The following is a 13,280-nucleotide window of genomic DNA, read 5'->3' on the forward strand; positions in this document are numbered from 1 at the left end:
TTGTCGAAAAAACTTTCAAAAGAAAATAATGTGTTCTCAATGTATTTATGATACCATGATAACGACATTTTTTGAGCAAAATTTTTAATTTTTTCACATAAATCTCGACAAACTTGAGGTGATTTCTATGAAAAAAGATGGACATGTTCACACCCCTTTTTGTCCCCACGGTACGGACGATTCATTTGAATTGTATATTGAAACTGCCATAAAAAAAGGATTTTCTGCTATAACCTTTACAGAACATGCTCCATTGCCGGAAGGGTTTGTTGATCCAACTCCCGATAAGGACAGCGCAATGCCCTTCAGTGATATCGACCGCTACTTGTCTATTTTGCTAGACTTAAAAAAACAATATAAACGCGATATCGATATTCATATCGGTTTAGAAGTAGACTATATTAACGGTTTTGAAAGAGAAACAGCGCAATATTTGGACAAATACGGTCCTTTTCTTGATGACAGCATTTTGTCCGTACATTTTTTAAAATTAAATGGACAATATTATTGTGTAGATTTTGATGAACATACGTTTCAAAAAATGGCGGAGCTTTCAGGCGGCATCAATCATTTATACGAATTATATTATGCGACAGTATTAAAAGGGGTTGTTTCAGATCTTGGAAAGTATAAGCCGAAGCGGCTTGGACATATTACGCTAATACGCAAATTTCAAAAGCTTTTCCAAGCCACATTTGATGAAAAGCCTTATATTGAACAGATTTTTGCTGAAATGAACAAAAGGGGGATGGAACTGGACGTCAACACTTCCGGTTTACGAAAAGCCTTTTGCGGAGAAATTTACCCGCCAGAGGATATTATACAAGCGGCAAAAAAACAAAGCATCCCTCTCGTTTATGGTTCTGATGCCCATAGCGCGAAGGATGTAGGCAGCGATTTTTCTCTTTTTGAAAAAATGGTTTAGTCATTTGATTGTTTTTCGTTTTTCTGAAAAAGTATTTGTTCCAGCCATGAAACCAGCTGTTTACTATATTGCTTGACAAAATATTCTTCGTACGGATTAATATGCAAAACTTCATACATGTATTGAGGCTGTAAAAACGGCATATTTATTAAGCTTTTGAATTGTACTAAAAAATGGGGAATGTCTACTTGTTTAAATTGGTTCGATCGCATCCCTCGTTCAAACAGGTTAAGCAAATAATATTTTTCTTTCGCTAAATAAGTCATCATTACCTGGCGAATGAGAGTCGAATCAAGCGTTACTTCTCGGTGGACAAAACGGGCAAGTCGGCGGTTTTCATATTGATAGCGGAGAAGTTCTTCAACGATTGCCATAAGAGAGAGAGTTTTGGAGATTCTGTACATTTTTGATAGCATTGATCGATTACGTCTAAATAACCTTCATAAAACTTGGACACTAAATGTTCCAATAATCCGTTTTTTCCTTTAAAATAGTAAGAAATATGGGCGATATTTGCATTGGCCCGTTTGGCAATTTCCCTAACCGATGTTCCGGTGTAACCTTTTGTATTAAAAAGGAAAATTGCTGCATCAACGATATTTTCTTTCGTAACAGTGTTCGTTTTCGTTTGCAAGTGGATCACTCCTTTTGTTGATGGCTGTTAGAAGTTTTCTACCCGCAACGATATTTTCCTGCTATAATTTCTCGACAAAGTTCGTACTTACTTGTCATTTTGAAAAAGAAAGTGAGGAATTTCCATGTTTGTCGTCGAAAGCTATAATGGAACAAAAGAAGAAAATTATGAGCTTGTGTTAAAACAGCTTACAGCATTGATTGAAGGGGAAAAAAATGTCATAGCGAATTTAGCTAATGCATCCGCCTTGTTGAATCAATTTTTGTCAGAAATCAATTGGGTTGGTTTTTATGTAAAAGACGGAGATGAGCTTGTTCTCGGGCCATTTCAAGGGCTGCCGGCATGCGTTCGAATTCCTATTGGCAAAGGTGTATGCGGAACGGCTGCTTTCGAAAAAAGAACGGTGAGAGTGGCTGATGTAAATGAGTTCCCTGGACACATCGCCTGCGACGCGCGATCACAATCGGAAATCGTTGTCCCGCTTATTAAGAACGATGAGGTAATCGGTGTTTTAGATATTGACAGCCCGATTAAAAACCGATTTGATGAAATAGACCAAAGATATTTAGAAAAATTCACGAATATTCTTACAGAATACCTTTAATAGCCTTGTTTTTCAAACGCCGGAAGTCGTGAACAAGTGGAAATGAGCATTCAACTTTTGAACCCTTTCAAATGATATAAAAAAGGGTCCCTAGTTACGATCTGTCAAACGATTTTAACAAATCAGAGCAATACCTAGGAACCCTTTATGCTCTTTCTTGGTCTAAAACCGATACTTGATTTTTTCCATTGCGCTTTGCCTGATACAAGGCATCATCTGCTCTTTTAAAAAGAAGGGCAGGCGAATCATTTTTATGGGCTGCATCCCAACAGGAAACACCGCATGAAACTGTTACAGGCGGTTTCGTTGATTTCCGCACAGCTGAAACAATTCTGTTTGCCACTTCACATCCGATTTTTAAACCCACTTTAGGAAGATAAATGGCCAGCTCTTCTCCGCCCCATCTAGCTCCTACATCTTCCTCCCGTATGTTGTTCCTTATAGTTTTAGCAATTTGAATAAGCACTTTATCGCCTACTTGGTGGCCATACGTATCATTGATTTGTTTAAAATTGTCTACGTCTATTAAAATTAATGTGCCTCTTTGGTCTTCTTTAAACGATTGATGAACAACCTCGTCAAAATATTTTCGATTAAAAAGATTTGTAAGCGGATCTGTGATCACGAGCAATTCCAGCTTTTCCCGAAGCATGGAGTTCGTAAAGGCGAGTGTAGAATGAGACACAAGCGATTCCATTAATTTGTACATATCAAACGTGAAGGAATACGGTTCTTTACGCAGCACAACAGCAAATCCGATGATTTTTTCACTGTCGATCATCGGAACAGCCATTATTGATTTATAAACGGCTTCCCCGAGAATGGAATTGGAAATATCGCCAGTGAATACACTATTTTGCTCCAATATATTTTGTGCAACCCAATCAACGTAAGCCTTCGATTCATCTGAATGGAAAAACGATGTACTTTCTGAAAGCATGTTCCATTTTTTATTTTCATCAAAAATAAAAAAAGCGGCCTCATCTGCAGAAAATGAACGTAGCATTCTTTTAACCATGTATTTCATCGTATCTGAAATCCGCAAGTTTTTATTAATTTTTCGAGCCGTATCATTAATGAGCTGCAAATCGTTTACATGCTGCTTCGACTGTTCATACAGCTTGGCATTTTCCAGCGCTTTGCCGCCGGCCTTTGCCACTTTTTCGATCATATCGATTACGTCATCGATTTGTTCAATATGAAGTGGGATATGTACATCAATTAAACCATAAACACCCTGTCTTCCTGCAATCGGGACATAAATATAGAGCCCGTTTGACGAGCTTCTTACGAACATATCGCCTTTCAAAAAGGCTGTCATAGCTTCCTCATACTGATCTATTTCCTGCTCCAAATTTTTCACAGGAATTTCATGTCCTAATGAATAATCCATTGGCAAAATGAAATGGCATAATAGGTCGGGATACATTTGCCTCAAAGTGTTATAAAGCTTGTTTAACACTTCTTCTTCTTTCATAATGGAATAAAGTTCATCAGTTAATAAAAACAATTGATAATATTTTTCTTTAAGCGTTTTTTGCAAATATAATTTTTTTCCGTGAAAAAACATGGCAAAACATATTTTAGAAATTTTTTCTAGTTGTTGATTAGAAAGTTTGTGAAGTACACGGCCTCCTCTGAATTCCAACAGCATTTTTGGAGAGGATTCTGCCGAATACTGCAAAAACAATCGTCCTTTTTCTTTGTAAACTACAAATTGTTCATCGTCTTTGAAGTTAAATGATTTCGAAGCACCTTTTACATCGTCATTGCTCGAGTATTGGCATAAAAAAAGATTCGAACCGATCTCTTTCCAAATCGACACATTTTGAAGATTAAATGCTTTGATTAAAATTGCAAACATTTCATTAATAAATTCATCGAAATGCTGTCTGTCCGAATCATTCATAAGTAATCGGAAAAATAAGTTTTCAAAATGATCCCAATCCATACTCCACCACCTATAACCGGGAAAATAGACCTTATTACTTTAATAGTATTATAACATGAAGCACAATTTTTTTTGTGAAATAATTGGTATTTTTTTCACAAAAAATAGAAATAAATGTGTGAAGTTCGTCGGATTAAATATTCCTTTTCGCTGACAGCAAAGGAAATAATCTTGACACCGCTCATTTAAAATCATATAATGATCGTTGTGTAAAATATAGCAGCCTAAGGATTCGACAATTATGATTTCATTTTGTTCCTCAAATCTGAGGTGTACCGTGTAACTCTCTGCTGCTGGAGCGAAGGTACATGAAAACAAAATGTGCATAATTGAGAGAATCAGTCTGTTTGTATTTTACAATCGAAAATACAAAAGGAGGAGCAATATGTCTCGTTATACAGGTCCTACATGGAAAATTTCCCGCCGTTTAGGCATTTCTTTGAGCGGCACAGGCAAAGAGCTTGAAAAACGCCCGTATGCACCTGGTCAGCATGGTCCAGGCCAACGGAAAAAACTTTCTGAATACGGCTTACAATTGCAAGAAAAACAAAAGCTTCGCCATATGTACGGAGTTAACGAACGTCAATTCCGCAATACTTTCGTAAAGGCGGGCAAAATGCCGGGTATTCACGGTGAAAACTTCATGATCCTTTTAGAGTCTCGTTTAGATAACATTGTTTATCGTCTTGGCTTGGCTCGCACTCGCCGTCAAGCACGCCAATTGGTTAACCACGGCCATATTTTAGTGGATGGAAGCCGCGTGGACATTCCGTCTTACCAAGTAAAACCAGGCCAAACGATTTCTGTCCGTGAAAAATCCCGCAACCTTCAAATCATTAAAGAAGCGGTTGAATTAAACAACTTTGTTCCTGAATATTTAACATTTGATCCGGAAAAGCTTGAAGGAACATACACTCGTCTGCCTGAACGCTCTGAATTGCCTGCGGAAATTAACGAATCGCTCATCGTCGAGTTCTACTCTCGTTAATAAAATTAGATTGTATAATTCAGTATTTAAAAACCCTGAAACCCTTGAGAAGAAAGGATTTCAGGGTTTTTTTGTTTCAATTTAGGTTTGATCACAATTTGATCATAATGTATTATTTTGGGGCAAGTGGGGCAGCTTTTGGAGCTACTTTTTATAAAAATGCGGACAGATGCTGAATTATTTTTATATACACGAAAGTACCAAAATGAGATTTAGAACCTGTGGAAATCCTTGAAATCGTATCAGTAAATTCAGATCTATCACGATTCATAAAATGTATGTGCATAGTAAAACGTTTTTATAACTTAAAATTTTCCCTATTTTTAACTAATTCTTTTTACTCACATAAAATACACGGGACATTTGCTCTATTGAATTTAAATTGTTTAGTTTTGTGCCTGCATGCCATATCGTTGCAGAAAAAAGCTTGAAGACTCACTTCTTAAAACAAAAAAAGGAATTGAGTGCATAATGAAGAATATTTATATATGGCAATATTCTATTAGATTTATTTGTAAAATCCCAATAACGAATGCTTTCACAGCTGGTGAAATAATATCGATTAACGATCTTCTAATGAAATAGATGCTGATACATCGGATGACGAAGCAAAACTTGAGGTAGGAATTTAGTTCTTTACTCAAATTTAAAATTAAAAGTTGATGATGAGTAAGAAATCAATTTTTTAAAGGGGCTGCCTGATGAGTCCCTAAAATGAAGGATTTGGGAGAAATACTACTGTGAAGGACAAAAATAATTGAATAAAATTTGTAAATGTCCTTCATAGAGGCAATGAAGCCCAACAAGAAGCAATTATATGTGCTGAATGTCCGTCATAAAAAACTTTTGAAGAACCAATTCAGAAAGAGGGAGCATAAGAAAAGTCCTTCATAAGACTTCTGAAGGATATAAAAAGATAGAAAAAATGGTCTGCCCGATAAGTCCCTAAAATGAAGGGGCTCGAAAAAGTCAGTTAACCCTGACCTTTTGGACAGCTCCTAGTTTCTTTAAATATTACAGTATTTCACGCAGGGGGGGGACGATATATTGGATGATTTTAATTTGATTATATTCTTATGGAGAACTTCATTTGTTATTTCAATACTTACATTTATAATTGGTTTACTCCATCGTTCTTGGCTGTTTATGCTTATTAGTACTGTAACATTTTTACCAGTTGCATATTATTTTCTCGGTGCGTTAAACGCATGGCGGTTAGTTGGATATATACCAATTTTATTATTTTCACTTACAGTCCTGTTCTGGTTTCTTAAAAAAAGAAATAAGAGCGGAGAGAAAATAAAACGATAAGATCTTCCTCTTCAACAAAAGTATTTGAATAGACAAATGAAAAGATTGACCATAAAATTTGGCCAATCTTTTTTGCATAACCGTGTTATGAAAAAACAAGTGGAATATTAAAAAATCCAAGATTTAACATTCAATTGTCTTTCCTTTTCCCAAACCCTACTGCAAGTCCTAAAAAAATGTACGCATAGGACAGGATGATTAATTCCAAAAAGCCAAATTTATGAAAAACAAGCGCATCAGGTGCCTCCTCATCGATATAATATCCTGTTCCTACCATATAAGCTCCGACCAAGAGATAGATCACAATGGATATTGCCAAAAATAATTTACCGAATATAGTAAAACGAAATTTAGAAACAACTAACGCAATTATCATCCAATATCCTAATCCAAGTAAGACTAAAAAAATTGAAATATAATATGGCTCGTAAACAGCCAATTCACTAATTTTCATTGTTATCGTTCTCCTTGATTCCTTTATTATGGATTACATCCTTATATCCCGTCTCCACGGCTCCAAATTCCTTGGGGATTTCCAATTTCAATTCTCTTTCCTTTTCCCAAATCCTACTGCAAGTCCTAAAAAAATGTACGCATAGGACAGGATGATTAATTCCAAAAAGCCAAATTTATGAAAAACAAGCGCATCAGGTGCCTCCTCATCGATATAATATCCTGTTCCTACCATATAAGCTCCGACCAATAAATAAATTACAATGGATATTACCAAAAAAATTTTACCAGAAATCTTAAATTGATATTTAGAAATAGCTAATCCTATTAAAAATAAATAACCTAAACCGAGTAAGATCAACAAGATGGATATATATGTAGGTTCATAAACACTTGGCTCAATATTCATAATCATCTACACTCCTTCTTACAAACAAAAGTGCTCCATCATCCTCTAAGTTTGGGGAATCGACAGAAACCGATAGCTCCGAGCCCGCTTCTTGATCGTCTATGTCAATTTTCACTTCAAATCCATCTTGCCGAGAGATCACCTCTTCTCCCTTCTCCACAGTCGGAACTGTTTCTAAATCTTCAATTAAATCACAGGGCAATTCGTCATATAATCAGGCGATGATAATTGTCTGAAGATTACTTTGTGCATTTACTGGAAAACTCGTATAAAAATAAGGACAAAAAAGTGCAATGAACCCAAACAAATATTTTTAATTTTCATATAATTACCTATATAACTAGTATTTTACAATTAAAATAAAATTTGACAAGCTTTTCTTTATTAAAAACCCACTCCCAAAGAGGGTGGGATGCTATGGATGAAGGTTATTCTTGCACATGTATTGGACATGCACTGTTAGTATTTAACTGTAGATGAGTGAATTCCATTACATTTATTACCATCTTCAAAAAGTAAACAAAGATACCCTTATGCCACTCGTAACTGGTGTTTAATGGAATCTAGTGGCACTCCTCGTTGAGCTTCGTAATAAATAAACTCAATGAGATTGTGAATTTTTCTCGATCTCACACTCGCAAGACCGGTTGAAAAATCACTTGAATGTTCTGTCATGCAATAGATATACGTAAATTGTACGATGACCCAAAATCGTTTAATGCCTCGCTCATGTCGGGGCTGTCTAATAAGTCGATTTTCCGGCTTATAGACGTCCCTTTAATGTTTTAGAAATGTTGATTTTATGATGTTTCGTTTTCAATGGATTTTGACTTTCTGGACAGCCCCTAATGTTTCTTTCGTTTGCCGAAAGTAGATTTCGATCGACCAGCGTTTCGCATAGTATTCAAGAATAGCCTGAAGCTCAGTTTTTGTGTCTGTACTCAAAAAACTACGCAAATGCTCGCTCGTTATCGGTTGATCGGTTTTACAACAAAACAATATTATCATAGGTGTTTATTACATAATAAAAATACAGAGGAGATGTCCGATAAGTCCCTAAATCAAAACCACCCGTGTGAACGGATGGTTTGTTCTACGGCTGAAAGCCTTTGTTACTGGCCAGCCCCTAAAAGAGTATGAAAGGTTCGCCAACCGCACTTCTCTTCCGGCAGCCCTCAAATGGTTACTTTTTATCTCTTTCCTCGTGAACGGATCTATCTTATTTGATCTGTAACTATATCATCCTGTATTTGATTCCGTATATATTCTTCAATTACTTTCTTATTTCTTCCTACCGCATCCACATAAAAACCTCTGCACCAAAATTTTCTGTTGCCATACCGATATTTTAAATGTACATGTCTATCAAATATCATTAAACTGCTTTTCTCTTTTAAATATCCCACAAACGAGGAAACACTCATTTTTGGCGGGAGATTTACTAACATATGAATTTATGAAGAAAGATACGAAACTTTATTTACTTTCCATATAAGCTGCGTTTCTTTTTCTAAAAAAGTTACAGCCCACCCAAAATGATGTAAATGATCGGTAAATGTTACCTTATGATTTAGTGTCCATGTTAAATCACCTAAATATCTCCAATAAAAAGATTCGTGTGGTCTGTCTACTCTTACCAATCTTTCTTTTTTTAAAACCTTATTTCCTTTTCGACGTTTTATTTCTAAATATATATCTACATAAGAGACTTCGTGTTCACATATAATGCTACATATATATCTACGATTAGGGCTGCTCTTTTTCTTATAGATAAATGTATTTTTGTAATTTAATTCTTTTATCTTGTTGTATATTTCACGAAAAATTTGCTTATCCCATCCTCGCTCATCAGCAAGTTTTTCCATACCCTCTTGTAACACTTCTAATACCATTTTCTTTTTTTCCAAGTCATCCGTAAGAGAGAAGTATTGATTATAATCCATTTCAACATAAACAGTAATAAAATCGGGTACCATTTCCATTTCAATTTCTTTCTCGCTTAATTTAGATAGCTCCGGTACGCATTGAATGATAACCCCCTTTTCCCCATCTGTATGAATTTCGGTCAAAAGACAAGTATAAAGTGATGTAATACATCTTGTTTCATAATGAAAGATGGCGGACTTGCTTTGCCTATAATCGGTAAAGGGGCTTGTCTCACCAGTATCATAGTCAACTATTACAGTATGATCAAAATAGTTTATATCACTTGGAATAGAAAGTTGAATATCCCTTATAACAGTCATTTTTTCACTTCCTTTTATTAAATTTATGGACGATAGTGAAATGGAGGTGATAATTTGTTGTTAGGCTGGATTCTATTAATGTATTCCTTATGCTTTTTTTCCATCTCAGTGCATTATACCTACCACGTATGTTAGTTTTTACTATTCGTGAAGCATACCGATCTGTCCTGTATTGCCTATTCCACTTTCTAACTTGTCTTTCAGCGCGATATGATTTTCCCTTTTTAGAAATCCTTCCACTACTAATACCAACTTTAACTACTTTATTAGTTTTTTATCATAAATTTCATATCCATGATGTATCGCAGAATTTCTTTTACGATTCGAATGATATTTTTTTGAAATTTTTTTATACTTCTTGTAGACCTTATAAATCTTATAAGCTCTATAAGCCCCCATTCCAGCTATAATAACAATATGAGCATAATGCCCATCCGGATCGACCAGCATCACCGGGTTGTTGTTCGCATACGTATAGCCGTTTTGCGTCAAGATATCGTCCGAATCTCCTGGATCAAGGTCCATGGATAAGAACACGCCATGAGTTGGATGATAGTATCGGGCGATCAGGTAGTATAGCCCGGTCTCTTCATCATATTGGTATCCTGCGTAGCGATATGGGTTTTCCGCTGCCATATCCCCTGATTGGGAAAGAATATTCCCCCACGTATCGTATTGATAGCTCGAGGCAATGTTTCCTAGATCTAAAAGAAAAAGTGAGGATTTGTTCCCCACTTAAATAATAGAATTCACCTCAAATGTATAAGGCATTAACTCTTTTTTTAACACAAAATTCTAGCAATATCATCTGTATTCGAAGTAATAATTAATTCTTCAGGAGTACGACCACAACTGATTAAAAATTTTCGTTTTTCCTTCTAACAACATTGCTATTCCTGCTTCAAAAGTAAATTGGAGCGCATTTGAATTAGCTTTGCAATAATAATTCTCTTCTGTAAATGTAATCAACTTAAACCCATTTTGAGACTTCATTTTCTTCTTAATTTTTATATATTCTGGTTTATCTTTAGGATTAAACGAATGAAGTTTCAGCATTTCTTTTTCCCTTATCATGATTATAGTAATTTTTTAAATTTTGTAATAAAACTTCAACTTCCATTTTATATACTCTAAAACTATTTTTTTAAAATTTTACTTTTCTTAAACTTATTAACAACAAGCTGAGAAGCCATTGAGTTTTGTTCTCTAGTAAGCTTGAATACGGTATTTGCAAAATTTAATTTCAAACAGAGCATCAGAATTCTTAAATAGTACTTTTGAATGTTTCAATTAACATATTTTCAATTTCTTTTTCACCAACGATTCCAAGAGGGTTAGGGATTTTATCTGCTTCTTCTTTAGAAATCACCTCGCATTCTAAAATTTCCTTTACACTGTCACCAACGCTTTTATAATACTTATCCATAAAATAAATTTTATATGGCAACTGACGTAATTCCTCATCATCAAATATTTTATTAGTATAATTTGTGACTAATATCCATTTTCCCTTTTTAATCCCAGTGATTCCTGTATTGGCTATGAATAAAAATTGTTTCGCTTTTATCATCTGGAAAATCTCATTTATTGGAAGCTTTGTTGAAGAGAACTTGTTCAGATAGCCAATTAAAATTTCTTCGTTTCTGTTTCTACTTATTTCTCCAGATACAACAACACCGTATACATATTTACTAATATCTTCTAAATAAATTTCAAAAATATCCCCTTTACTTATTACGTTAGATTTTAAGTTATTTTTTTTGAATTTTATTTTTACCTCTAATATTGTTTTTTCGGGGGCTTTCCTCCGATCAAAATTTAAAGCTTTAAATAATGTCTCTTCAATCTCCTTTAACGAATCATCGTTCATTTCTTTAAATTTAGAAGTAAGTAATTCATGCAACTCAAGTATTTTTTCATTCATTGCAATTCCCCCATCTACTTTAATTACCTATATACTTTTCTAGATGCACGGATGTAATATTTATAGTTCTTATTCTGACGACTTATCGGTCTAATTTTATTTCTCTCCATATCTTAGATATAGCCTATGTTCTAAACCTCTAGCTTCTGCATAACTCAGATTCTTTTTAACTACATTAAACGTTGAATCGCCATGTTTCCTTTTATGCGCACTTCTTCGATTAGCAATATTTTTTGTCCTCCCCACATATACGACTTTCCCATTCTTTGTCAATGTATAAACACTATGTGTTATTTTCTTAACAGCTTTAATCCGTCCCCCACCAATAAATCCAAACGTCGCTGCAGTTGCGACACCTTTCCATCCTTTTCCTGACTTGTACGCCTTATACCCGTCATAAACCACAAACCCTGCATGATGGCCAGCCATACCCAATGCCCATCCGGATCCACCAACATGACTGGGTTGTTATTCGCATACGTATAGCCGTTTTGTGTCAGGATATCATCCGAATCTCCTGGATCTGGATCCACCGACAAGAACACGCCATGCTCTGGGTGATAGTATCGGGCGATCAGGTAGTATAGACCCGTTTCTCGGTCATATTGGTATCCCGCATATCGGTATGGGTTTTCGTCGGCCATCCCACCTGATTGGGAAAGAATCTTGCCCCATGTATCGTATTGATAGCGCGCGGCAATGTTTCCTTGCGCATCCGTCAAAGCAATGACATCGCCATGGGCGTTATAGTGGTAAAAGTAGGTGGCACTACCTTTTTTCATCGCCAACAGCTGCCCGTTTTCCCCGTATATATACGATCTTACCACATTTCCGCTCGCGTCGGTTTCATATAAGACGTTGAGGCTATCGCCTTGGTAATGATAGTTCGTAATAACGCCATTCACATTCTTTTGAATACGCCGGCCATCTTCATCGTATTTGTATGTGACAAACGGCGTGCTTTCGCCTTTTCTTGTAATCGAAACCAATTGATCCGCTTCGTTCCATTCATATCGATACTGGCCGTCTTCCAATCGGTTGCCGTTGGCATCGTACCTCATCGTTTCGCTGCCAAACCGAATAAGCTGATTGGCCTCGTTATAATCGGCATTGGTCGTCGTCGATTGTCCATCCTTTGTTTTCACAACTTTCTTTCAACTAATTAAATCCGTCATAAGTATAGTTGTTGTTCATTGTAACTGAAGGCTGTCTAAACGAACCTATGTCTTCAAAGGTTAATCAAGCTAAAATTAGGCTAAACGTTGTTTATAAATAATCCTCAAAAATTTAACTATAAAAAAGGGGGTGATTCCCCCTTTTAAACGATAAATTTGCCTCTCATATTTAAGGTTTTAATTTCTTTCTAATAGCCATCCTCAATTCAAAATCAAATAATAAATTATTTTTTTATATTTATTATTTTTCCATCTAGAGAAATTTTTCTTGTCTCAATCAACAAAATTGAATCCCAAATTTCTATTATAATATTTACTTTAGAATGATATTGTTTACTCCATTCCTCCTCATTTGGTAAGCAAAAATGTAGTTCACCTAAAGGTTCGTTTTGATAATGGATGGAGGTTAACTCCAAAAAATCCACTTTTTCCCTATCATAAAAATTAAATCTAAATTCTTCACTATCCTTCACAAAGTAAAATGAAGAAACATCAATAAAAGCTATTTCATGAAATTTTACAACCTTATCATCCGTAATCTTAATCTTAAATTTTATAATGTCATTTAGTAAGTCTACTTGTGTATCTAAAATTTCAGCGCCCCATAGCTTATCAAGTATTTTCTGTATATCAGCGTTCCCCATATTACTCCTTCTTTCT

General features: G+C 35.3%; 12 protein-coding genes and 4 pseudogenes. 3 read left to right on the forward strand and 13 right to left on the reverse strand.

Annotation, left to right across the window (positions count from 1 at the left end):
• Window positions 1–127 precede the first annotated feature (127 nt).
• Window positions 128–925 (forward strand): histidinol-phosphatase HisJ, encoded by a 798-nt coding sequence (gene hisJ, locus ACVIJU_RS15205; protein ID WP_456687725.1) that lies wholly within the window; start codon window positions 128–130, stop codon window positions 923–925.
• Here hisJ and refZ read toward each other — a convergent pair.
• A pseudogene (gene refZ / locus ACVIJU_RS15210) lies at window positions 922–1,559 on the reverse strand (forespore capture DNA-binding protein RefZ). The gene hisJ and the pseudogene refZ sit on opposite strands and share 4 nt — an antisense overlap.
• A 124-nt stretch (window positions 1,560–1,683) precedes the next feature.
• On the opposite strand from refZ, the gene ACVIJU_RS15215 reads away from it, so the two are divergent.
• Window positions 1,684–2,163, forward strand: coding sequence for a GAF domain-containing protein (locus tag ACVIJU_RS15215; protein ID WP_066247848.1), 480 nt, complete (start codon window positions 1,684–1,686; stop codon window positions 2,161–2,163).
• Between the two features lie 145 nt (window positions 2,164–2,308).
• On the opposite strand, the gene ACVIJU_RS15220 is transcribed toward ACVIJU_RS15215, so the two are convergent.
• Entirely contained in the window at window positions 2,309–4,114 is a 1,806-nt protein-coding gene (locus tag ACVIJU_RS15220) for a diguanylate cyclase domain-containing protein (protein WP_456687726.1), read from the reverse strand.
• A gap of 385 nt (window positions 4,115–4,499) precedes the next feature.
• Between ACVIJU_RS15220 and rpsD the strand changes: the two genes are divergently transcribed.
• Window positions 4,500–5,102: a 30S ribosomal protein S4 gene (gene rpsD / locus ACVIJU_RS15225; protein WP_063387361.1), complete on the forward strand. Its 603-nt coding sequence runs from the start codon at window positions 4,500–4,502 to the stop codon at window positions 5,100–5,102.
• A 1,441-nt stretch (window positions 5,103–6,543) separates the two neighbouring features.
• On the opposite strand, the gene ACVIJU_RS15230 is transcribed toward rpsD, so the two are convergent.
• From ACVIJU_RS15230 to ACVIJU_RS15280, 11 genes and pseudogenes are all read right to left on the reverse strand, one after another.
• Entirely contained in the window at window positions 6,544–6,867 is a 324-nt protein-coding gene (locus tag ACVIJU_RS15230; RefSeq protein WP_456687727.1) for a hypothetical protein, read from the reverse strand.
• An 87-nt stretch (window positions 6,868–6,954) separates the two neighbouring features.
• Entirely contained in the window at window positions 6,955–7,281 is a 327-nt protein-coding gene (locus ACVIJU_RS15235) for a hypothetical protein (protein ID WP_456687728.1), read from the reverse strand.
• Window positions 7,265–7,417, reverse strand: coding sequence for a hypothetical protein (locus ACVIJU_RS15240; RefSeq protein ID WP_161939801.1), 153 nt, complete (start codon window positions 7,415–7,417; stop codon window positions 7,265–7,267). Before ACVIJU_RS15240 ends, ACVIJU_RS15235 begins: the two co-directional genes overlap by 17 nt.
• A 1,078-nt stretch (window positions 7,418–8,495) precedes the next feature.
• Window positions 8,496–8,729, reverse strand: a pseudogene (gene tnpA, locus ACVIJU_RS15245) (IS200/IS605 family transposase); the annotation flags it as partial.
• Window positions 8,730–9,521: a hypothetical protein gene (locus ACVIJU_RS15250; RefSeq protein ID WP_456687729.1), complete on the reverse strand. Its 792-nt coding sequence runs from the start codon at window positions 9,519–9,521 to the stop codon at window positions 8,730–8,732.
• Between the two features lie 4 nt (window positions 9,522–9,525).
• On the reverse strand, window positions 9,526–9,768 hold the full coding sequence (locus tag ACVIJU_RS15255) for a hypothetical protein (protein WP_117017538.1): 243 nt from the start codon (window positions 9,766–9,768) through the stop codon (window positions 9,526–9,528).
• Window positions 9,769–9,779: 11 nt separating this feature from the next.
• Window positions 9,780–10,220 (reverse strand): annotated as a pseudogene (locus tag ACVIJU_RS15260) (RHS repeat-associated core domain-containing protein); the annotation flags it as partial.
• Window positions 10,221–10,355: 135 nt separating this feature from the next.
• Window positions 10,356–10,577 (reverse strand): hypothetical protein, encoded by a 222-nt coding sequence (locus ACVIJU_RS15265; RefSeq protein WP_456687730.1) that lies wholly within the window; start codon window positions 10,575–10,577, stop codon window positions 10,356–10,358.
• A 208-nt stretch (window positions 10,578–10,785) separates the two neighbouring features.
• Window positions 10,786–11,445, reverse strand: a complete 660-nt coding sequence (locus ACVIJU_RS15270) for a hypothetical protein (RefSeq protein WP_130158294.1) — start codon at window positions 11,443–11,445, stop codon at window positions 10,786–10,788.
• A gap of 207 nt (window positions 11,446–11,652) precedes the next feature.
• Window positions 11,653–12,599: pseudogene (locus ACVIJU_RS15275) on the reverse strand (RHS repeat-associated core domain-containing protein); the annotation flags it as partial.
• Window positions 12,600–12,844: 245 nt separating this feature from the next.
• Entirely contained in the window at window positions 12,845–13,264 is a 420-nt protein-coding gene (locus ACVIJU_RS15280; RefSeq protein ID WP_130158295.1) for a YxiG family protein, read from the reverse strand.
• Between the last annotated feature and the right edge of the window lie 16 nt (window positions 13,265–13,280).

The sequence above is a fragment of the Aeribacillus sp. SP014 genome, from assembly GCF_054055575.1.

Bases quoted from the DNA above. Each gene is read 5' to 3' on its own strand.
- hisJ (WP_456687725.1), top strand. From the start codon at position 128: ATGAAAAAAGATGGACATGTTCACACCCCTTTTTGTCCCCACGGTACG.
- ACVIJU_RS15215 (WP_066247848.1), top strand. From the start codon at position 1,684: ATGTTTGTCGTCGAAAGCTATAATGGAACAAAAGAAGAAAATTATGAG.
- ACVIJU_RS15220 (WP_456687726.1), bottom strand. From the start codon at position 4,114: ATGGATTGGGATCATTTTGAAAACTTATTTTTCCGATTACTTATGAAT.
- rpsD (WP_063387361.1), top strand. From the start codon at position 4,500: ATGTCTCGTTATACAGGTCCTACATGGAAAATTTCCCGCCGTTTAGGC.
- ACVIJU_RS15230 (WP_456687727.1), bottom strand. From the start codon at position 6,867: ATGAAAATTAGTGAATTGGCTGTTTACGAGCCATATTATATTTCAATT.
- ACVIJU_RS15235 (WP_456687728.1), bottom strand. From the start codon at position 7,281: ATGATTATGAATATTGAGCCAAGTGTTTATGAACCTACATATATATCC.
- ACVIJU_RS15250 (WP_456687729.1), bottom strand. From the start codon at position 9,521: ATGACTGTTATAAGGGATATTCAACTTTCTATTCCAAGTGATATAAAC.
- ACVIJU_RS15265 (WP_456687730.1), bottom strand. From the start codon at position 10,577: ATGCTGAAACTTCATTCGTTTAATCCTAAAGATAAACCAGAATATATA.
- ACVIJU_RS15270 (WP_130158294.1), bottom strand. From the start codon at position 11,445: ATGAATGAAAAAATACTTGAGTTGCATGAATTACTTACTTCTAAATTT.
- ACVIJU_RS15280 (WP_130158295.1), bottom strand. From the start codon at position 13,264: ATGGGGAACGCTGATATACAGAAAATACTTGATAAGCTATGGGGCGCT.